Source organism: Guptibacillus algicola, assembly GCF_020171805.1.
Taxonomy (GTDB): domain Bacteria; phylum Bacillota; class Bacilli; order Bacillales; family Guptibacillaceae; genus Guptibacillus; species Guptibacillus algicola.
The window spans coordinates 532645-554244 of the sequence record NZ_JAIVAF010000001.1 but is presented as its reverse complement, the minus strand read 5'-3'; the positions used below and the strand labels follow the sequence as shown (position 1 = coordinate 554244).

The following is a 21600-nucleotide window of genomic DNA, read 5'->3' as shown; positions in this document are numbered from 1 at the left end:
ATGAAAAGAAATTGGAGTTTTTTAACAGCAATATTGCTATCTCTCGTTCTTATTCTAGCAGCCTGTGGAGGCGGGAACGAAGGAAATAGTAATGAAGGTAGTTCTGAAGGATCTGGAGATGAAGGTAGTAGTTTGGAACTAACTGAGGACGGTAAATTCCGTTATGTTGTTTCTGGTGAATTCCCTCCATTCAGTACAGTGGACGAGAATGGAGACCTTTCAGGCTATGATGTAGCAGTAGGAAAAGCGATTGCTGAGAAGATTGGTCTTGAACCAGAAGTAGAAAAGTTCAAGTTTAGCGGTATGGTATCAGCGATCAAATCAGGTCGATACGATGCAGCTGTAGCCAGTCACACGATTACTGACGAGCGAAAGAAAGCAGTTAACTTCAGTGAACCATACTATTATTCTGGTCCAGTACTTTATGTTCAACCTGGTAGCGATATTAAGAGCGTAGAAGATCTTTCTGGTAAGGATGTTGCAGTTTCCAAAGGATCAACATACGAAAAATCAGCTCAAGAATACACAGATAAAATTTCTAACTACGATAGTGACCAAACTGCTTTACGTGCGTTGAGTGAAGGAAAGCATGACGCTGTTATCACAGATGATATCACTGGTAAACAGGCTATCGACCAAGGGTTCAAAGTTGAAAAAGTAGAGCAACTTGGTACTAGTGAACAAGCTGTGGCGATCAAGCAAGAAAACAAAAACTTACTTGAAGCGGTAAACAAAGCCATTCAAGAGCTTAAAGAAGATGGAACGCTTAAACAACTTAGTGAGGAATACATCGGAGTAGACATCACCCAGAACCCTGACAGTGAGTAAAGAAAGGAATGTGTGCTCGTGCACACATTCCTTTTTACCAGCAAGCGTTTATTGAAATCGAAGGAGCTGATTGTTCTTGCCTACGTTCTCGCACTTTCTAGAGACTTTATTAAGTAGTTATCCGGTTTTCTTTGAAGGTCTTTGGCTGACGATTCGGGTAACTGCAGTATCCATATTAATCGCCGTATTCATCGGTTTGTTGTTTGCGTTATTTAAAATATCAAAAGTGAAAGTGTTGAATTGGATTGCAAATATCTACATAGCGGTTATTCGAGGAACCCCTCTAATCGTACAAATCTTTATTTTCTACTTTGGATTAACTGAATTTAACATTCCTAAATTTTGGGCAGCGTCAATTGGTTTAGCTCTTCATAATGGAGCTTACATCGCTGAAATCTTTCGTGGCTCCATTCAATCCATCGATAAAGGGCAGATGGAAGCTGGTCGTTCACTCGGCATGAGTCATACGCTTGCAATGAGAAGGATTATTTTACCCCAAGCATTTAGACGTGCTCTGCCACCCCTCGGGAACCAGTTTATTATCGGATTGAAAGACTCGTCTCTTGCAGCATTCATAGCCCTTCCTGAATTGTTCAGTGTAGCGACAACTCAGGGAGCAAGAACATTCGATGAGATGACATATCTATTAATCGTAGCAGTTTACTACTTAGTGCTCGTTCTTATCTTTACACTACTGGTCAACCTGCTTGAGAAACGATTGTCTGCAAGTGATTAAGGAGAGAGGTGCAGTATGATGACAGAAAAAGGTGAAATGATTCGTGTTGAGAAACTAAACAAGTCATTTGGCGATCTACATGTTCTTAAAGATATCGATATGGAAGTAAAGGAAAGTGACGTTGTCGTTCTGATTGGAGCCAGTGGTTCAGGTAAGAGTACTCTCCTTCGCTGTATGAACTTTCTCGAAATCAAAAATAGCGGAAAAGTAATTATCGAGGGTCAAACGATCGAGCCTAACAAAGATAATCTAAATAAGGTTAGGCAGAAGGTTGGAATGGTTTTTCAGCACTTTAACTTATTTCCACATAAATCCGTATTGAACAACGTGATTGAAGCACCTATGATGGTAAAGAAACTGAAAAGAGCTCAAGCCGAGAAAGAAGGTAGAGAGCTCCTTGCCAAAGTAGGTTTGGCTGACAAAGCGGATGTGTATCCCAATAAACTGTCAGGAGGTCAAAAGCAGCGTGTGGCAATTGCAAGATCACTTGCAATGAAGCCTGAAATCATGCTCTTTGATGAACCGACTTCTGCACTAGATCCTGAATTGGTTGGTGAGGTTCTCTCCACAATGAAGGAGCTTGCTAAAGAAGGTATGACAATGGTAGTTGTAACTCACGAGATGGGCTTTGCTCGTGAAGTGGCAGATTGGGTCGTTTACATGCATGATGGGAAAATAGTCGAAAAAGGAAAACCGGCTGACATATTCAATGATCCAAAAGAGCAAAGAACGCAGGACTTCTTGAGTTCAATACTATAATAGGTATACAAAAAGTAAGGAGACAAGCTGTGCTTGTCTCCTTACTTTTTTTTGATTACTAAGTAAACGCCGATAAGAATTAATGCCAGCGGCCAAAACTCTCCGATGAATGAAAAGGTTGAAGCTAGCCACATTTGAAACCCAGTATACAGAAGCTCGATAATGGATAATGCTAGGAGCAGTAATCCAGGAATCAAGCCGGACTTCTTTGTTTTATAGTAGGTAGAAAGATAGGCGACGCTTAGGATTAACGCATACATTCCCCAAGTGTTTGGCCATAGTGCGAGTTTATTAACGAAGTAGAAGTGAATGCCAAGTCCTAATAGTAATACACCAGGAAATAACATTGAACCTTCTTTTGATATCACTCCCTGAATGATCATCGCAACTCCGATGAGAATGAGGATGATTTGCCAGCTTGTGATTTGGTCCGAAATGGGTAGACTTAATGTTTGAATAAGATAATAAAGACCGATTCCAATAAACAGTACTCCTGGAAAAACACTTTGTCGTCTCAAGAAAAGATCCTCCTATTGTCAAAATTGCACGTTCTTTGCTAAACTTTGCGTTTTCTGGTACATTATTAGTGGTATGACTACTTATAATAATGGTTAGATTACTTTTTTACATCATATCATATCTTGTTTCAAAGTCTGTTCACATTTTGAAACTCTGTGATTTTAGTCACATGTTAAAATAGTATTGACTGATAGTATTAAGGACAAGTTCCGGGTTAACAATATTTGGGGGTGGAACGATGCACATCCTGGTCGTAGGGTTGAACCACAAAACAGCCCCTGTTGAAATACGAGAGAAACTTTCGTTTCAGGAAGATACATTACCTGATGCGTTAAATAAGTTGCGCCACTCTAAAAGTATTCTAGAAGCCGTCATTCTATCTACGTGTAACCGTACTGAGCTTTACGTAGTAGCTGACCAGCTTCATACAGGGAGATATTATTCAAAAGCTTTCTTATCCGAATGGTTTGGTATTGAAAAAGATGAATTTAGACCATATTTAGAAATTCGAGAAAACGATGCAGCAACAGAGCATTTATATCGTGTTGCGTCAGGACTAGATTCCCTTGTAGTAGGAGAAACACAAATTCTTGGACAAGTAAGGGACGCTTTCTTACTAGCACAGGAATCGTCAACTACGGGAACGATATTTAATCAGCTTTTCAAACAAGCTATAACACTGGCTAAGCGATCTCATTCTGAAACAGAAATCGGAGAGAATGCAGTATCCGTTAGCTACGCTGCAGTAGAACTTGCCAAAAAGATTTTTGGTGGGCTCAATCAAAAGCATGTAGTGATCCTTGGTGCTGGTAAAATGGGTGAGTTAACGGGGAAACACTTAAAGAGTAACGGAGTGAGTCAAGTAACCGTTGTTAACCGTACTCTTGAGAAAGCATCTGAACTTGCGTCTCAATTCAAGGGGCAAGCTCGCTCTATGGATGATATTCATACAGCGCTTTCTGAAGCGGATATCTTGATCAGCTCAACCGGATCTTCTAACTATGTCTTAACGGAAGAGACCGTGAAACCGGTATTGAAGAAGCGAAAAGGACGTCCTTTGTTCATGGTGGATATTGCGGTACCACGCGATCTTGATCCAGCGCTAAACAATATGGATTCTGTCTTCTTGTACGATATAGATGACCTAGAAGGTATCGTTGAGTCAAACCTAGCTGAAAGAAAGAAAGAAGCTGAGAAGATTGAGCTCATGATCGAAGAAGATCTTGTTCAGTTTAGGGAGTGGTTGAATACTCTTGGTGTTGTACCAATGATTACAGCATTACGATCAAAAGCGCTATCTATTCAAGCTGAAACGATGAAAAGCATCGAAAGGAAACTTCCAGATCTAAGTGATCGTGAGAAGAAGGTTCTGAGTAAGCACACGAAAAGTATCGTGAACCAGCTTTTAAGAGATCCTATCGTTCGAGTGAAAGAGATGGCAGGAGAGCCAAATGCTGAAGAATCTCTTGAAATATTCACTAAGATCTTTGCGATTGAAGAAGAGATCGAAAGAGAACTTCATAAGCAGCGCGTACAAGAAAATGAAGAAAAAAGAAAGCAAGAAACATTTGATTACTCAGCCTTATTAAGAGCATCGCAGGTGCGCTCCTAGGAGAGGAGACATGAGTTGTGACGAACGCCAGTTGGCTTTATGATTTAACCATTTCTCTTTACGCACTTAGTGTATTGGGGTATTTTATTGACTTCTTGCAGAACAACCGGAAGGCTAACCAAATTGCCTTCTGGTTGCTTTCTATTGTATGGGTCTTGCAGACCACGTTCCTTTTTACACAAATCATTGCAATCGGCGGTTTTCCAATTTTGACACCTTTTGAGGGGTTATTTTTTTATACATGGGTGATTGTTTCGCTATCCCTATTAATAAATTGGTTTTTCCGCGTTGATTTCTTTGTGTTCTTCGCAAATGTACTCGGTTTCATCATAATGGCCATTAACTTATTTGCAACAAGGGAGCAAGCTTCAAGTATGTTGACAGAACAGCTCATGTCAGAGTTATCTGTCATACACATCACCATGGCTTTTATTTCATATGGCGCTTTTTCTCTTTCTTTTATCTTCTCAGTCATGTATTTGATTCTCTATCAAATGTTAAAAGGGAAGAAATGGAGTAAGAGACTAAGACGATTTGGTGATTTATCGCAGCTAGAGAAGCTTTCGTATTTATGTAGTGTTCTTGGTGTTCCACTTCTATTACTTAGTTTAATCCTAGGTATTGTGTGGGCCATTCTGAAAGTAGATGACTTTAGTTTATTGGATACGAAAGTAATCGTTTCATTTTTCGTGCTGATTGCCTACAGTACGTATTTATATCAGAAGGTTGCTAGGGATATTGAAGGAAAGTCCCTTGCTGTATGGAATGTTGCAGCATTTCTAATCGTGCTGATCAACGTATTCTTGTCTGGGGCATTTTCACAGTTTCATTTCTGGTATGGTTAATAAGATAGACAACCAAAGTTTGGGGGACAAACAATGAGGAAAATAATTGTTGGATCACGTAGAAGTAAGCTAGCAATCACACAGACAAAATGGGTGATTAGCAAATTGAAAGAGATCAATCCTGATGTGGATTTCGAAATAAAAGAAATCGTAACAAAAGGAGATAAGATCCTCGATGTTACCTTATCTAAGGTTGGTGGGAAAGGCCTCTTCGTGAAAGAAATAGAGGATGCGATGATCAAGGGTGAGATTGATATGGCAGTGCACAGCATGAAAGACATGCCATCTGTTTTACCAGAAGGTCTAACGATCGGATGTATTCCTGAGCGTGAAGATTATCGAGATGTTCTTATTTCACAGTCAAAGCAGTTGTTCCGTGAGTTACCAGAAGGGGCTATCATCGGAACGAGCAGCTTAAGACGAGGCGCACAGTTAAAAGCGATTCGACCAGATGTAGAGATCAAATGGATTCGCGGAAATATTGACACGCGTCTTCGTAAACTTGAAGAAGAAGATTATGATGCGATTGTCTTAGCAGCAGCTGGACTTCATCGAATGGGTTGGTCTAAAGAAATTGTTACGGAATATCTAGACCCGGATCTATGTGTACCAGCAGTTGGCCAAGGCGCACTTTCCATTGAATGTAGAGAAAGTGATGATGAGCTGCTAGGTCTTCTCGAGAAACTCAATGATGAGCATACAAAAGAGACTGTTTTAGCAGAAAGAGCGTACCTTCATACTCTTGAGGGTGGTTGTCAAGTTCCAATAGCCGGACATGCCACTCTAAAAGACGGAACGATTTCTATAATTGGCCTTGTGGGAGAACCGGACGGATCCGTAATCATTAAAGAGATGGAAACAGGCACTGACTTCAAAAAGGTTGGTGTAACGCTCGCTAATAGAATGAAAGAGCAAGGTGCAAAAGAGATATTAGATCGAGTGAAAGAAGAACTCGATCAATGATTTCTCCGCTCTCAGGGAAACGTGTACTAGTCACGAGAGCTCGGGGGCAGGCAGCTACATTTTCTAGGTTAGTTGAGAAGCGAGGGGGAGTTTCGGTAGAAATTCCCCTCATTGCGTTTAAACCACGTTTACATGCTTTAAATACAATCGATATCTCTCAGTATGAATGGGTGGTTTTCACGAGCTCAAATGGGGTGCGGTACTTTTTTCAAGAAGCGTCACTTCCAAGGAATATAAAAGTGGCTGCAGTAGGCAGCAAGACGGCTAAAGCGCTCAAACAACATCATGTGACCATCGACCTTCTTCCTGAAGATTATACTGCGGAAGGATTAATCTCGGCACTTTCTCAATCGGTAGAAGCAGGAGAAAGTGTGTTGTTACCGCGTGGGAACTTAAGTAGAAAAGTGTTGCCAAAGCAACTGATGAAACTAGGGCTTACTGTAAAAGATTTAACTATATATGACACGGTTATTCCGTATGATTCCGAGAAAGAATTAACCGATCTAATTACTAATAAGAAGATCGATGTTATCACTTTTACTTCATCTTCCACGGTTCATCATTTTGTGGAGCTGCTGAAAGTGAACGATTTGAAAGAAAGCTTAAAAGGAATTACGATTGCGGTAATCGGACCAATCACGGATAATACGCTACAGTCTTATGGGTTGAAAGCAGACGTTGTTCCGAAAGAATATACGATCGAAGGATTGCTCCAAAGTCTTGAGCATTACTTTCTAGAATAGGGAGGATACTAATGAAAGCCGAAAATTTTCGTCGCCATCGTAGATTAAGAAGATCAGACTCAATGAGAGCAATGGTTAGAGAAACATTTTTACATAAAGAAGATCTGATCTATCCTGTTTTCGCTGTAGAAGAAAACGATGTGAGAAGAGAAGTACCATCGATGCCAGGTGTGTTCCACTTTTCTTTAGATCATTTGAATGCAGAAATTAAAGAGGTAGTTGAACTAGGCATTCAATCCGTCATAGTGTTCGGCGTACCTAACCATAAAGACGCAGTTGGATCTGAAGCATATTGTGAGACAGGGATCGTTCAACGAGCGATTAAGCAAATTAAAGATGAATTTCCAGAGCTAACCGTTATTGCTGACACTTGTCTGTGTCAATACACAGACCATGGACACTGTGGCGTGATCGAAGATGGTTATGTATTGAATGATGAATCGCTTGAGCTTTTAACAAAAACTGCGATTTCACAAGCGGAAGCTGGAGCAGATATCATCGCTCCTTCCAATATGATGGACGGGTTCGTCGGTGCTATTAGAAAAGGTCTTGATGAAGCTGGGTTCGTAGATGTGCCTGTCATGAGCTATGCAGTGAAGTTTTCTTCTGCGTTCTACGGTCCATTCCGTGATGCTGCTCATAGTTCTCCACAGTTCGGAGATCGAAAAACGTATCAAATGGATCCTGCTAACCGATTGGATGCAATCAGAGAGGCTGAAAGTGATGTTGAAGAAGGTGCTGATTTCTTAATGGTGAAGCCAGCTCTTTCCTATCTTGATATCATCCGTGAGCTAAAAGATCGCTTCCCTCTTCCGATGGTTGCTTATAACGTAAGTGGGGAATATTCGATGATAAAAGCAGCCAGCCAAAATGGGTGGTTGAATGAAGAAGAAGTTGTTCTTGAGAAATTAACAAGTATGAAGCGAGCGGGAGCAGACTTAATCATTACGTATTTTGCAAAAGATGCTGCACGTTGGTTAGATAAATAAGTATAGAGAGGAGATTCGATTATGGGAAATTATGATCGTTCCAAAGAAGCGTTTCAGGAAGCATCCAAAGTTATGCCAGGAGGGGTGAATAGTCCTGTACGAGCATTTAAGTCAGTAGGACTTGATCCGATCTTTATGGAAAAAGGGAAAGGGTCTAAGATTTATGATATCGATAAAAATGAGTACATCGATTATGTTCTTTCATATGGCCCCCTCATTCTTGGACACGCTGACGAGAAGGTAGTAAGTAGCTTGAAAGAAGTTACAGAGCTAGGCACTAGTTTCGGAGCTCCGAGTACGTATGAAACAAAGCTAGCTGAGCTAGTTGTTGAGCGTGTTCCATCTATCGAAATCGTTCGAATGGTGAACTCTGGTACGGAAGCTACAATGAGTGCGCTTCGTCTAGCAAGAGGCTATACAGGTCGTAATAAGATCCTCAAATTTGAAGGGTGTTATCATGGGCATGGTGATTCTCTATTAATTAAAGCAGGTTCTGGCGTTGCAACCCTTGGACTACCGGATAGCCCTGGAGTTCCTGAAGGAATTGCGATGAACACGATTACGGTTCCATACAATGACCTTGAGAGTGTACGGTATGCATTCAAAGAGTTTGGTGATGATATAGCAGGGGTTATCATTGAGCCTGTAGCTGGTAACATGGGCGTTGTCCCACCACATGCTGGTTTCCTAGAAGAATTGCGCACAATTACAGAGGAAAACGGCACTCTTCTCATTTTTGACGAAGTCATGACTGGATTCCGTGTTGGTTTTAACTGTGCACAAGGCTATTACGGCGTTACACCTGACCTTACGTGTCTTGGTAAAGTAATCGGCGGAGGTCTTCCAGTTGGAGCTTATGGTGGTAAAAAAGAAATCATGGCTCAGATTGCTCCAAGTGGACCGATTTATCAAGCTGGTACATTGAGCGGGAATCCACTAGCTATGACAGCTGGGTATGAAACTCTTGCACAACTGACTCCAGAAAGCTATAAAGAGTTTGAACGGAAAGCAGAGCGTTTGGGTGAAGGTCTTTCAAAAGCTGCTGAAAAATACAACATCCCTCATACAGTTAACCGTGCAGGATCAATGGTTGGATTTTTCTTCACAGATCAGGATGTTGTGAACTTTGAAACGGCATCTTCATCTAATCTTGATTACTTTACTCAGTATTTTAAAGAAATGCTTGATCAAGGAGTTTCCATTCCTCCTTCACAGTTCGAAGGTCTTTTCCTTTCAACAGCACATACAGATCAAGATATCGATCAAACCATTGCAGCTGCAGAAGCAGCCTTCTCAAAACTTAAATAAGTTCAACACCTGTTAGGATGATCCTGACAGGTTTTTTTTTACGCTTAAAATCAAATAGTATATCAACCTTTTTCAATATTTTAGACATAATCCTGCATCCTACTCATAAACGTGTAATGTATGGATAATGTTCGAAAGGAGGAGAAAGCATGCAGAATGATTCACATTTGCATTTCTCCGTTGAGGAGCAGGTATGGTTAAAGAAAGGACAGGAAGTTGAAGAGGTTTTATCGATTTCGCTAGACCCTGAAATTTCCATTGAAGAATATGAGGATTATGTAGCGGTTAAAGGATGTTTGTATTTATCAGGGGAGTATCTTCAAAGAGAGAATGATGGTAGTGAAGATGAAGAGAATGATTCTTCTGTTTATCGCTCCGTTCACGAAGTGGAAACTCGTGAGGATGGAACAGCTACAATCGGCCACCGTTTCCCTGTTGATATTACAATCCCAGCAAGTAGGATCCGTAAGCTTGAAGATATTTATGTTACGGTAGACACCTTTGACTACACGCTCTGTGAAACAAACTGTTTGCAACTTAATGCTGATATTTCAATAAGCGGCATTCAAGGAGACGCCAGCTACTCGGCTTATGAAAATGATTCAGAAGTGGAGTACGATGAGGTGATGGAAGAAGAAAGGTCATCAGATGAATCAGTATGGGAAACAGACGTGAAATATGTGAACAATGAGGCTGATGAGCCGGATATGTTTCCTGCAAATGTACGAACGCCACAAGTCGATATGAGAGCTCAACCTCCTGAGCAGCATGTGGAACATGTACAACATGAAGAAGTGCAGGACGAAGCAGATAACGAAACGAATTATGATCTACTGACTAGAATGGCTGGCCAAAGTTCTGAAGCAAGTTACTATAATCATAACGAAGAAAGTGCTCAAAGAGCCTACGGCTATGGCTATGAACCACAAATTGAGCAAGAAGAGGTTGAAGAAGAAAATGTGGAAGAAAGAGAACCAATCCGTGAAGAAAATGCATTATATTTAACAAACATGTTAACGAAAGATGAAGAGAATTTCTCGAAAATGAAAATGTGTATCATCCAACCCGGAGACTCCCTCACAGAAATTGCGGAGCGTTATAGGGTACTGCCGAGTCACCTTGCTAGAGTGAATCGACTCGATGAAGAAGAAGTTAGAGAAGGCCAGATCTTATACATCCCCGTTAACCGGTAAATGGTGTGAAAAGGGGTAGTACAAATGGACATTACAATGGTTCTTCAATATAAATACGGGTTTGAGGACATGAAGTGGAATCATACCAATTTAATTGAAACACATGTTGGAACAAAAAAGGTAACGTATTGGCGGGATCGGAAATTGCTTGAGTATCATCTCAACTTCCGTGACCGTCTTTTTTCTAAATCGGGAATTATGTGCAATCGCATGATTCGTACACGCGACGGTTTGCCTTATGTTCAAATCGATCAATCTTTCATTACAGTCCATGATGTTATCGATTCATCGTCAGCCATCGATGATGACCCACAGTTTAAAGGGTTCCTAATCGCTTCATTACTCGATATTTCAAACGAACTTCCTTATCATAATCAGAAAGATAGAGGCGTGTTTCCTTATAAAGAATCCATTAAAGCATTAAACAATCTAAAGCAAAAGAATGAAAGATACTATTCTTTGTTAGTTAGAGCCATTCCGAAAGTGAAACAACGATTAACACACGAAAAAACGTTGTCTCCGACTTGTTACGTTGGAAACGAGTTGAACGTTATAAATGGACAGTACTACTATAATTTGAGTGAAGAGCCTCCCGAGTCTGCCCATCAGGTGATTCGAAAAGCGCTTGACTTTGAGCGAGTAGAGGACATTCAGGCATGCTGGGCAAGTTTACTTAACGCAATCTCAAAAGGCTTAGCGAAGCAAGTGAAGGGTGCATTGATCTCTCCTTGGGAATGGAAGGAATGTATTGATCACATGCAGTGCTGTCGGGATGAAGAAGAAATTTATCACCGTTTTGAGAAAGAATGGGAAGCTACGATGGAATTATGTGAAGCTCTTAAGCTTTCTGTTCCGGCCAGGAGGACCTTCTCCTATGAATAACCTTGGTGCAATTTTATTTCAATATGATCTGATTCCTGAAAACTATGAGAGATATGGGAAAGTGTTAAAGGTCACAACAAATCAGGGCACGTTTGCTCTTAAAGATACCAACTTGACCAGAGATCGAATGGACTGGATGCTATATTTGGAGAACTATTTCAAAGAATTGCAATTCAATGGATTTGTACCAATCGTCAAGACAAAATATGGCGATACGTTTGTAGTTGTGGAAGATCGTGTGATGTACTTGTCTCCATGGATAGAAGAAGGGCATGTGAATCCTTCTTTAAAAGAAGGACAAATGATTCAAAGCTTGGCAGAGTTACACGGCTATTCAGTGAAAGATCATGCTTTCTCAGAAGAATCGATCAAACAATTCTATGATAAGATGGTCGTCTTAAGAGAAAGTCGGCAGTTTGAGATGGAGAAGTACGTCAACGACATTGAAAAACGTATTTACCTCTCCCCATTTGAACTTACATTTGCTACTCATTTCCATCAGTTGATGAAGAATTGCGATCTGTCTAAGTCGCGATTAGACTATTGGTTTGAACAAACAAATGAATCGAAGAGATTTAGAACGGTGCTCTGCCATGGGAAATGCTCAGCATCGCATTTTATTGCTGGAGGAGAGCGAGGTTATTTTATAAACTTTGAACGATCTGTCATGGACTCTCCGGTAAGGGATCTCACTTATCTGATACGTTCAGCAGTTCCACCGTTTCAATACAATCCAGAAGTATTAGTTTCGAATATGTCTCGCTACGAAAGCCAGTTTGCTCTACATGAAGAGGAGAAGGATTTACTTGCTAGCTACTTATATTTTCCTGAATCGTTGTTTAACAGTGTGACCCATTTTACTAGTAATCGACGTAACTGGTCACATATGAAGCATGTCCGGCATTTTACGAAAAAAATAGAAGTGATGAACGGAATTACGAACACATTACAGCACATGCGAGCTTAAATCCATTCGAAATAAAAACACACTTCTAAGGCTACTAGGATAATTAAGATGAGCACATCAACTGAAGTTGGAAAAAGTATCGTTCTAATCGCTTGGAAGAAGATAAAAGGCGGAACAAATTGGGCTAATATGTCTCTGAACTTATAAAAGGATGGCGGAAGCTGATAACGGTTGATTCCTCCAAATCGCTTTTTCATGTCTATGTCTCCTTCACAGTACTTTCGATACAATCAGCGTATGTATGCACAGTAGTTTGGGTGATTAGGTAGAAGAAAAAGTGGTTATCATAATAAAAAGGGCTAATAGTATCTTGACGGTTTTTTATACAAAAGGTAAACTTATGAATACAAATAGTCGACAGGCAACGATAGGGAGTAGTAAAGTGTGAACCCTTCAGAGAGAGAAATCATTTGCTGAGAGATTTCTTAGGAACGTAACACTTGAAGTCGCCCTGGAGCTGTTTCTCTGAAATAGTAGTAGGAGAAGCCGGTGAATCCGTTATTCAATGAAGCGTACAGCTTCTCTTCTTTTTCTGGAGCTGTAAATAAAGGTGGTACCGCGAAACTTCTTTCGTCCTTTTTACCGAGGATGGGAGAAGTTTTTTTGTTTGCTATCGACTTATTGATTGGAAAGGATGGATAGTAATGGCTAATAAAGAACTAACGATGCCAACAAAGTATGATCCACAGGCAACTGAGCAGAAATGGTACCCATATTGGGTAGACGGAAAGTTTTTTGAAGCAACAGGAGATAAGAATAAAACCCCATACACGATTGTTATTCCGCCTCCTAACGTAACAGGTAAACTACACCTTGGGCATGCTTGGGATACAACACTTCAAGATATCCTATCGCGTTTTAAACGAATGCAAGGATATGACGTACTATGGTTACCTGGAATGGACCATGCAGGTATTGCCACTCAGGCAAAAGTAGAAGGGAAACTTCGAGAAGAAGGTACTTCTCGTTATGACTTAGGAAGAGAGAAGTTCCTAGAGAAGTCTTGGGATTGGAAAGAAGAGTATGCTGATTTCATCCGAAGTCAGTGGGCAAAGCTTGGTCTATCTCTTGATTATTCTAGAGAGCGTTTTACGCTTGATAACGGCTTATCAGACGCAGTTCGAGAAGTATTCGTTAAGCTTTATGAAAAAGGTCTCATCTATAGAGGCGAGTATATTATTAACTGGGATCCCAAAACAAAAACCGCCCTATCTGATATCGAAGTTATCCATCAAGAAGTAACGGGTCATTTCTATCATATGCGCTATCCGCTAGCTGATGGATCTGGACATATCGAGATTGCTACAACTCGTCCTGAGACGATGCTTGGAGACACTGGGATCGCTGTCCACCCTGAAGATGAGCGATATAAGCATCTGATTGGTAAGAAAGCCATTCTTCCGATCGTTGGGCGCGAGATTGAAATCGTAGCCGATGATTATGTAGATATGGAGTTTGGATCTGGTGCAGTTAAGATTACTCCTGCTCATGACCCAAATGATTTCGAAATCGGTAACCGTCATGACCTTGAGCGAATTCTTGTTATGAATGAAGACGGTTCAATGAATGAGAACGCAGGTAAGTACAAAGGAATGGATCGCTTCCTGTGCCGTAAGCAGCTCGTTAAAGATCTTCAAGAAGCAGGTACTCTCTTTGAAATTGAAGAGCATGTTCATTCAGTAGGTCATTCTGAGCGAAGCGGTGCAGTTGTTGAACCATATCTTTCAACGCAATGGTTCGTAAAAATGGGACCTCTAGCAAAACAAGCGATCGATCTTCAAAAATCAGACGATAAAGTAAACTTTGTCCCAGAACGATTTGAAAAAACGTATCTTCATTGGATTGAGAACATCCGTGACTGGTGTATCTCACGTCAACTGTGGTGGGGGCATCGTATCCCAGCTTGGTACCATAAAGAAACTGGTGAAATTTATGTAGGTGACGAAGAGCCTAAAGATATTGAGAACTGGAAACAGGATGAAGACGTTCTTGATACGTGGTTTAGCTCGGCTCTATGGCCATTCTCTACAATGGGTTGGCCTGACGAAGAATCAGCTGACTTCAAGCGTTTCTATCCAACGAATGTACTCGTAACAGGTTACGATATCATCTACTTCTGGGTAGCTCGAATGATCTTCCAAGGTATTGAGTTTACTGAACAACGTCCATTCAACGACGTACTTATTCATGGACTTGTACGAGATTCTGAAGGACGTAAGATGAGTAAGTCTCTCGGAAATGGTGTAGACCCAATGGATGTAATCGAGAAGTATGGTGCTGATTCTTTGCGTTACTTCTTAGCTACTGGTTCTTCACCAGGTAATGACCTAAGATTCTATTGGGAAAAGGTTGAGTCAACTTGGAACTTCGCAAACAAGATTTGGAACGCTTCTCGTTTTGCTCTTATGAACATGGATGGCATGGAATACGATGAGCTCGATCTTACTGGTGAAAAGTCCACTGCTGATAAATGGATTCTAACGCGTCTGAACGACACGGTCGATCAGGTAACACGCCTAATCAACAATTATGAGTTCGGTGAAGTTGGTCGATACCTCTACAACTTTATTTGGGATGATCTATGTGATTGGTATATCGAAATGGCGAAACTTCCATTGTACGGGGAAGATGAAGCAGCGAAGAAAACAACTCGTTCTGTTTTAGCTTATGTACTAGATCAGACGATGCGCATGCTACATCCGTTCATGCCATACCTTACTGAGGAAATCTGGCAGCACCTTCCTCATAAAGGAGAATCGATCACAGTTGCGAGCTGGCCAGAGAAACAAGATGCTCTTCATTTCCCTGATGCAGCGTCAGATATGGCTCTACTAACTGAAATCATTCGTTCTGTTCGAAACATCCGTGCAGAAATGAACGTGGCTCCTAGTAAACCGATCGAACTTCAGGTCAAGCCAAAGACTTCTGAAGCACAGGCTCAGCTTGAGCAGAATAAGCAGTATATCGAACGTTTCTGTAACCCTGAAGCTCTTACGATTTCTGCTGATCTACAAGCTCCTGATAAATCGATGACAGCAGTCGTTTCTGGGGCAGAGCTCTTCCTGCCGCTTGAAGGATTAATCGATATAGATGAAGAAATCGAACGCCTACAAGGTGAATGGAAGAAGCTAGACTCCGAAGTAGAGCGCGTACAAAAGAAACTAGCTAACGAGAAATTCATTAGCAAAGCTCCTGAGAAGGTTGTTGCCGAAGAGCGTGCGAAGGAAAAGGATTATTTAGAGCGTAGAAACAATGTTGAAGCTCGTATTAACGAATTAAAAAAATAAAGCTATGGCGAATCTCCAAAAGGGGATTCGCCTTCTTTTGAAGAAAGGTGTGGGAAGGATGTTCAACACATATGAAGAAGCAGTAAGCTGGATTCACAGCTTATTAAATCATGGCATTAAGCCTGGATTAGAACGAATGGAATGGATGCTAGAACGATTAGGTCATCCAGAAAGACGGTTAAAGTTTGTTCATGTTGGTGGTACGAACGGGAAAGGATCTACTCTAACCTATATGAGACACATCTTACAGGAATCAGGTTATGAAGTAGGAACGTTCACTTCCCCTTATATCGAATCGTTTACTGAACGTATCGCATTAAACGGAACACCTATACCAGAAAATGATTTAGTTGAGGTATGTAACCGTGTTTATCCCATCGTACAAGAAGCATCGAACACTTCTTTAGGTTCGCCAACAGAGTTTGAGGTGATTACGCTCATTAGCTTCGTGTATTTTGGAAAAATTGCGTATCCTGATATCGTCTTGATGGAAGTTGGATTAGGTGGTCGATTGGATTCTACGAACGTGATCCATCCGTTAGTTTCGGTCATTACGAACGTTGGATTCGATCATATGCATATTCTTGGTAATGACCTCGAACAAATCACGTTTGAAAAAGCAGGTATTATTAAATCAGGTGTACCTCTTGTCACGACTGCAGAGAATGACCTTGTTCGAAACATGCTAATGGAAACGACAAAAGAAAATAACACAAAGTGCTATAAGTTAAATGAAGAATTCAGGCTAAGCAATGTAATGTCGACTAAGGATGGAGAGACCTTCACGTTTCACTCCCCATATAGAACAATAGAAAATGTAAGCATTGAAATGAAGGGGCTTCATCAGGTGAAGAATGCATCGGCAGCCTTAATGGCGATGGAGTATTTAAGAGTGTTTTATGGTCTTCATATTGAAGAAGATATGATCAAACGAGGTTTATTAAATGCATCTTGGCCAGGTAGGTTCGAACATATGCTTACAAATCCAGATGTCATTATTGATGGTGCACATAATCCGGAAGGTATCGCTAGTCTTGCTGATACGATCAGAAAACGCTATCCGGATAGTACCATCTACACTGTGTTTAGTGCTGTTGGAGACAAAGATATTGAAGCGATGCTCAAGCCTCTCTATCCTATTGTATCTACTATTACGTTTACGACTTTCGATTTTCCGAGAGCTGTTCGTGCAAGTGAGCAATATAAAAGGTGTTCGTTTTCAGAAAAAGCCTATGAAGAAAACTGGAGGACAGCAGTCGATGCAGTGATGAAGAAAGCAGATGAAAAGGACCTTGTCTTAGTGACTGGATCACTCTATTTTATTGCTGAAGTTCGAAGTTATCTAAAAAGTTTGAAATAAATACAAAATACTAGGACTTTTCCTTCATTTTTTGCTATTATAAACTTAAACAATTTGAAGAAATGGAAAATTATTCTTTAAAAGGACGGAAGATGGAAGGGGGGAGAAGGTGAATGCAAGTATGACTTTAAAAGTTTGGCTCACTTGGTTAGCCTTTTGGCCTACACTTATCATTGCAACATATATCTTCTATCCCCCTGATTTATCAGGAAATGTGTTAGATATTCTAGCACTATTTGCACTCCTTGCAGTCGTCTCCCTAATGCCGATCAATGTAAAAGGAATCGATATCTTCTTCATTCAGGGAATCTCGCTTACTGTATTTTTGAGATATGGTCTATTTGTAGAAATGGTCTTAACTCAACTATCTATCTTAGTCTTTCTACTTAACTTACGTGTAACGAAAAAAGAAAGTCATCGCTACCCAGTCAATATGCTCATGTTTATGATGATTTCTCTTATTTCAGGTGGTTTATTCTATGCACTAGGTGGAACGGTTGGGGAATTTTCCGGTAATGCGATGTTTCAAGTTCTGCCTGCATTAGCTTACACGTTTTCATTAATCTTCGTTAATCAGATATTACTGCATTTTCTAAAGGTTTTCGTATATAGAGAAGCTGATACTACTTTCTTTGGAAAAGATATGCTTTGGGAAGCGATCACAACTGCAGTTACGCTACCCATTGGCTTCCTACTCTATATGCTTCATACATACCTCGGTGCAATTGCGATTCTTTTTGTAGGAGTGCCTTTTATCCTAATTTCTCTCATGCTCAGATTGTATTACTCTAGTCGTAAAGTAAATGACCTCCTACATAAAACAAGCGAAATTGGTCAGCAAGTTACACAACGGCTTGATACAGATGACATACTGAACTTATTCCTAGAAAAAACAACAGACATGTTTGAAGTAGATCATGCCTATGTGATGGATGCTGAAAATGTGCGAAGGCTATCTCTTATCAAAACATACGAGCGGGGAGTCGGGGTCATACCAGGACCTGGGGAAAGTCCTACTCAAGAAGGAATTAGCTCAATTGTTTGGCGTAGTGGCCGTAGTCGTCTATATAGCAAACGGTCTCAGTGGAAGAGCTTAACTTCTGGTGTCTTACCGCTTTCGGCTAATTCTATCATTTCAGTACCGATGAAACGGAACAAGAAAGTGGTAGGAATTATCACGCTCACATCGAATAAAGTTCGCTCGTATGAGAAGCAGCATATACTCGTGCTACAAATATTAGCAAACTATCTTGCAGTGGCGATCGACAATGCAAAGAACTATGAAGAAACAAAGAGAAGAAGTGAAACGTGCCCATTAACAAATCTATACAATTACCGTTTCTTTGAAGAGTTGCTAGACGAAAGGTATCTAGCATACGAAGAAAATAACCGGCCGTTTTCTATCATCCTGTTAGATATCGATCACTTTAAGAAAGTGAATGATACATTTGGTCATCATAGTGGTAACGAAGTACTATGTGGCCTTGCAAATCGCCTTGTTGAACAAATTGGTGATAAAGGTACGGTGGCGCGATTTGGAGGAGAAGAATTTATCATCCTTCTCGATGATGCTTCGCATGACCATAGTTTTCAGGTGGCTGAAGAACTGAGGTTTGCTATTGCAGATCAACCTTTTGAAATTTTTAATGACTTAGAGAATGGCAATCGACAGGTAATTTATATTACAGCGAGTATTGGTGTTGCTTCCGCTCCTGACCAAGGTGAAGATGGTCAGACGCTCATTCGGAACGCAGACCGTGCGATGTATACTGGTGCGAAACAGCGAGGACGAAATCGTGTTGCTAGCTATGTCGGATAAGAAAAGCCCGCAGCTTCAATTGAAGCTGCGGGCTTTCTATAATTAATCTTTAGTACGATCGATTGGGACGGGTTCATTTACAACTTTAATATAAGGCTCCTCCGTTTTTAAATCGGAGTAGGTCTTGATGATATCAGGGTTGTATGAAATTTTTAGTCTGGAAGGTTGATTTTGTTGGTAACTTGGGAGTTGGAAGTATCCATCTCCATATTTAACAAATTGAGAGTTATTAGGGTTGGAGTCTCGAGACTGACCTTTAACTGCATTTAGAACGATTCTCCTCGCAGAAATCCCCCCATCAATGTGAACATTTGAGCCCACACCATACATTTCGAATTCTCCTTCAGAATAAAAGAACCCTCGAATATTACTTGGTGTATCCTCGTAAACGGAGTTATTACTTATATGGATATCTCCTTCTGCAAAAACAATTAATGATCCCTCTTTACCGTTCTCTGTTAACCCTTTTAAAACTGAATATTGTATATTCACATCACCTTTTACATAAATAATGGCATTAAATTGTATGTCAGCATTTAAAATTGTTAAATCTTCTTCTACGAAATAAGTTCCACTAACTTTTAATTTGTGCCTTTGATTATTATTAGAGATAGTATTACCAATATAAAGGTTTTCCCCAACATACATCCCATTCTTTGTTGACGTCTTGCTATGGTAGTAAGCATTACCTGTTAAATATACGTTCTTATCTGCGCTAAAACGTTTGAATAGGTTATTGTTATAGAAAACGATATTCTTAAATTTTTTCATATCCTCTAGCTCATCTTCATCATCATCGTCGTCATCATCATTATAGTATGGATAGACATTGTCGTTTGGCATGTTCATACCATTTATAAACACAGTCTTCGGATAATCTTCCAATTCTCCGAATTTCTTATAGGTAATGGATTCGCCATTAATAAGCCTATCATTTAATTCATATTTGAACGAACTTTCTCTTTCCTCAATATCAACTGGATCTCGAACAGGTTCTCGGTTTTCAATAAGTGGATAGTCGTTTCCAGCAAAAGCTTGTTTTGCTTCTACCTCAATATACTTACTATCATTAAAGTTCATTCTCTTAATGTGGTTTTTGTATTGAGGTTCATTTGTGAAATTATAAATCGAACCACCTATAACCATCTTTGCTTTTTTAGGCGGACCTTCAACGCTCTTAATAATAGGAAGGAACGTATCGATCCAATAATCTTTATTACCATAGATAGCAACCCCTTGATTTGTTGTGACAAGGTCACCGTCAACGAGTAGGTCGCCGGTAATATCTACCGCTCCGTGCAGAAACAAATTCCCTTCCCCTTTAACATCACAGCTAGGATCTTTTGGGCAAAGTTGGTAGGCTCCGATTGCATATTTTAGAACTTCAGGAAAGGAATCTGGTCCAATTTCCAATGTTTTGGTGACGGTTTTGGTTTCGTTGTTAACCGTACCGACACTCTCTACTTCAATCAGGCGCCTTAATGCGTTTGAAGTCGTGTCCACATTTACAATCTTCGCTGAAGATTCGCCTGTATCGTGACTCAATACTGTAGGGTCCGTGTAATTGCTTACCGTCCGATCGATTAATCTAGTAAAATCTTCTTTCTGGAGTCCGGAAGATCCGAGTCCATTTCTTAGATCAGCTTGTATTGATTGGACGAGTTCATCGACACCTTTTTCAGCAACGAATGTGGCTTGTACATCGTCTTCACGTAGTTCAGTCCGTTTTGTTCCGTTAACGGTTGCGCTAAGTAGGGAGAGACCTAGAACAGTGAAAATCAACGTAACGAGTAATACTAGCACAAGACTTGAGCCGCGTTCATCTGAAAGTCGTTTATGGTCCATTTTCGCCCTCCGTAATAAGTCCAATTTCGCTAACGAGTGTTAATGGTTTTGCGTGGTCAACAGCTTTGTCTTTAATGCTAATACTAATTTCAAAATTACCAGACGAGTTCTCTTTGATCGTTGATCCAGTTAGATCAAATGAAGAACCATTTAATACGTTCCCATTCAATAGAGCATCTCCATTTTTAAATCCTATCGTTGTGGAACTGTTGATCGTAAGTAGAAAAGTATTTGTGGAGGAGTCAAAGTCTCTCGAAGTAATTTCTTCTTCTTTCACAGGATAGAGCGTATTGATGAACGAGGTCATCACGATATCGGCTTCATCTCGAAAAGCAGCTTCAGTGCTGATTTTCTGATAAGAATGGAGTCCGTTAAACAGAAAAGCATAGATTGCTAGGGAAACGATCGATACAAGGACGAGTGTAACTAAAACCTCTGGAAGCGTTAGTCCTCTATTATCACGGAGATATTGCTGCATATTTAACGTACCCTTCTACTGAAGTTTCGATGGTTGGTTTCTTATTGGGTAATACAACGTCAACACGGACGTCAACTAACTCTATTCCTTGTTCATTTGAATCTTGTGAAACTGAAACATTAATCAGGTACTCGTGGTTATTGATTTTAATTTGATAATTATTACAATCTGTTTTTGGGTTCCTTTTACAGCTTTGATACGTGTAAGGTCCACCAGTTAGTCCATCAGTAATATAGGTTTCTGGTGATAGTTGAACCCTTTCGAGTGTTGCGCGTGCAAGGTTTACAGCCACTAGCTTTTGGTTGTTGTAGGAGGAAATGGTATTTGATTGTGTGAAAAAAGAGGAGGCGACTAGTACGATAGATGTTAATAAAGATAGAGACACCAGGACTTCTATTAAAGTAAATCCTTCGCTTTTACTCAATTTCCAAAAACCCCCAATAAAAGAAATGATTAATTAATAAGAG

The 21600-nt window shown here is 40.3% G+C and carries 20 protein-coding genes and 1 other annotated feature; of the genes, 15 read left to right on the top strand and 5 right to left on the bottom strand.

Annotation, left to right across the window (positions count from 1 at the left end; translation table 11 throughout):
* From LCM09_RS03040 to LCM09_RS03030, 3 genes are all read left to right on the top strand, one after another.
* On the top strand, positions 1 to 828 hold the full coding sequence (locus LCM09_RS03040) for a transporter substrate-binding domain-containing protein (RefSeq protein WP_224878640.1): 828 nt from the start codon (positions 1 to 3) through the stop codon (positions 826 to 828).
* A gap of 76 nt (positions 829 to 904) precedes the next feature.
* Positions 905 to 1564 (top strand): amino acid ABC transporter permease, encoded by a 660-nt coding sequence (locus tag LCM09_RS03035; RefSeq protein ID WP_224878639.1) that lies wholly within the window; start codon positions 905 to 907, stop codon positions 1562 to 1564.
* An 18-nt stretch (positions 1565 to 1582) separates the two neighbouring features.
* Complete coding sequence (locus LCM09_RS03030; protein ID WP_318246493.1) at positions 1583 to 2323, top strand: amino acid ABC transporter ATP-binding protein; 741 nt, start codon at positions 1583 to 1585, stop codon at positions 2321 to 2323.
* 41 nt (positions 2324 to 2364) lie between these two features.
* Here LCM09_RS03030 and LCM09_RS03025 read toward each other — a convergent pair whose 3' ends face one another.
* Positions 2365 to 2841: a LiaI-LiaF-like domain-containing protein gene (locus tag LCM09_RS03025; RefSeq protein WP_224878638.1), complete on the bottom strand. Its 477-nt coding sequence runs from the start codon at positions 2839 to 2841 to the stop codon at positions 2365 to 2367.
* 239 nt (positions 2842 to 3080) lie between these two features.
* On the opposite strand from LCM09_RS03025, the gene hemA reads away from it, so the two are divergent.
* The 9 genes from hemA (at position 3081) to LCM09_RS02980 (ending at position 12344) form a co-directional block, all read left to right on the top strand.
* A complete protein-coding gene (gene hemA, locus LCM09_RS03020) occupies positions 3081 to 4454 on the top strand; it encodes a glutamyl-tRNA reductase (RefSeq protein ID WP_224878637.1) in 1374 nt (457 codons plus the stop codon).
* 17 nt (positions 4455 to 4471) lie between these two features.
* Positions 4472 to 5299 (top strand): cytochrome c biogenesis protein CcsA, encoded by an 828-nt coding sequence (gene ccsA / locus LCM09_RS03015; RefSeq protein WP_224878636.1) that lies wholly within the window; start codon positions 4472 to 4474, stop codon positions 5297 to 5299.
* 33 nt (positions 5300 to 5332) lie between these two features.
* Complete coding sequence (gene hemC, locus LCM09_RS03010) at positions 5333 to 6262, top strand: hydroxymethylbilane synthase (RefSeq protein WP_224878635.1); 930 nt, start codon at positions 5333 to 5335, stop codon at positions 6260 to 6262.
* On the top strand, positions 6259 to 7005 hold the full coding sequence (locus LCM09_RS03005; protein ID WP_224878634.1) for a uroporphyrinogen-III synthase: 747 nt from the start codon (positions 6259 to 6261) through the stop codon (positions 7003 to 7005). Before hemC ends, LCM09_RS03005 begins: the two co-directional genes overlap by 4 nt.
* Positions 7006 to 7016: 11 nt before the next feature.
* Positions 7017 to 7994: a porphobilinogen synthase gene (gene hemB, locus LCM09_RS03000; RefSeq protein WP_224878633.1), complete on the top strand. Its 978-nt coding sequence runs from the start codon at positions 7017 to 7019 to the stop codon at positions 7992 to 7994.
* A 21-nt stretch (positions 7995 to 8015) separates the two neighbouring features.
* Positions 8016 to 9302, top strand: a complete 1287-nt coding sequence (gene hemL, locus LCM09_RS02995) for a glutamate-1-semialdehyde 2,1-aminomutase (protein WP_224878632.1) — start codon at positions 8016 to 8018, stop codon at positions 9300 to 9302.
* A 149-nt stretch (positions 9303 to 9451) separates the two neighbouring features.
* Entirely contained in the window at positions 9452 to 10495 is a 1044-nt protein-coding gene (gene spoVID / locus LCM09_RS02990; RefSeq protein WP_224878631.1) for a stage VI sporulation protein D, read from the top strand.
* A gap of 24 nt (positions 10496 to 10519) precedes the next feature.
* The gene (locus tag LCM09_RS02985) at positions 10520 to 11377 is read left to right on the top strand and encodes a hypothetical protein (RefSeq protein WP_224878630.1); all 858 of its coding nucleotides are present in this window, start codon (positions 10520 to 10522) and stop codon (positions 11375 to 11377) included.
* The gene (locus LCM09_RS02980; RefSeq protein WP_224878629.1) at positions 11370 to 12344 is read left to right on the top strand and encodes a phosphotransferase; all 975 of its coding nucleotides are present in this window, start codon (positions 11370 to 11372) and stop codon (positions 12342 to 12344) included. The genes LCM09_RS02985 and LCM09_RS02980 overlap by 8 nt, the downstream gene beginning before the upstream one ends.
* Here the strand turns inward: LCM09_RS02980 and LCM09_RS02975 are convergent.
* Positions 12341 to 12541, bottom strand: coding sequence for a hypothetical protein (locus LCM09_RS02975; protein WP_224878628.1), 201 nt, complete (start codon positions 12539 to 12541; stop codon positions 12341 to 12343). The two genes, LCM09_RS02980 and LCM09_RS02975, sit on opposite strands and share 4 nt — an antisense overlap.
* 158 nt (positions 12542 to 12699) lie before the next feature.
* Positions 12700 to 12925: a binding site (T-box leader), on the top strand.
* 63 nt (positions 12926 to 12988) lie between these two features.
* Here LCM09_RS02975 and LCM09_RS02970 point away from each other — a divergent pair.
* The 3 genes from LCM09_RS02970 to LCM09_RS20870 all read left to right on the top strand — a co-directional run bounded on the left by LCM09_RS02970 (position 12989) and on the right by LCM09_RS20870 (position 18810).
* A complete protein-coding gene (locus LCM09_RS02970; RefSeq protein WP_224878627.1) occupies positions 12989 to 15631 on the top strand; it encodes a valine--tRNA ligase in 2643 nt (880 codons plus the stop codon).
* A 58-nt stretch (positions 15632 to 15689) separates the two neighbouring features.
* Complete coding sequence (locus LCM09_RS02965) at positions 15690 to 16991, top strand: bifunctional folylpolyglutamate synthase/dihydrofolate synthase (protein ID WP_224878626.1); 1302 nt, start codon at positions 15690 to 15692, stop codon at positions 16989 to 16991.
* A gap of 109 nt (positions 16992 to 17100) precedes the next feature.
* Positions 17101 to 18810, top strand: a complete 1710-nt coding sequence (locus tag LCM09_RS20870) for a sensor domain-containing diguanylate cyclase (RefSeq protein ID WP_224878625.1) — start codon at positions 17101 to 17103, stop codon at positions 18808 to 18810.
* Between the two features lie 42 nt (positions 18811 to 18852).
* On the opposite strand, the gene LCM09_RS02955 is transcribed toward LCM09_RS20870, so the two are convergent.
* The 3 genes from LCM09_RS02955 to LCM09_RS02945 are packed head-to-tail and all read right to left on the bottom strand — an operon-like array spanning position 18853 to position 21557.
* Positions 18853 to 20655, bottom strand: coding sequence for a hypothetical protein (locus LCM09_RS02955; RefSeq protein WP_224878624.1), 1803 nt, complete (start codon positions 20653 to 20655; stop codon positions 18853 to 18855).
* Positions 20645 to 21133, bottom strand: coding sequence for a PulJ/GspJ family protein (locus LCM09_RS02950; protein ID WP_224878623.1), 489 nt, complete (start codon positions 21131 to 21133; stop codon positions 20645 to 20647). Before LCM09_RS02950 ends, LCM09_RS02955 begins: the two co-directional genes overlap by 11 nt.
* Positions 21114 to 21557, bottom strand: coding sequence for a type IV pilus modification PilV family protein (locus LCM09_RS02945; RefSeq protein WP_224878622.1), 444 nt, complete (start codon positions 21555 to 21557; stop codon positions 21114 to 21116). Before LCM09_RS02945 ends, LCM09_RS02950 begins: the two co-directional genes overlap by 20 nt.
* Between the last annotated feature and the right edge of the window lie 43 nt (positions 21558 to 21600).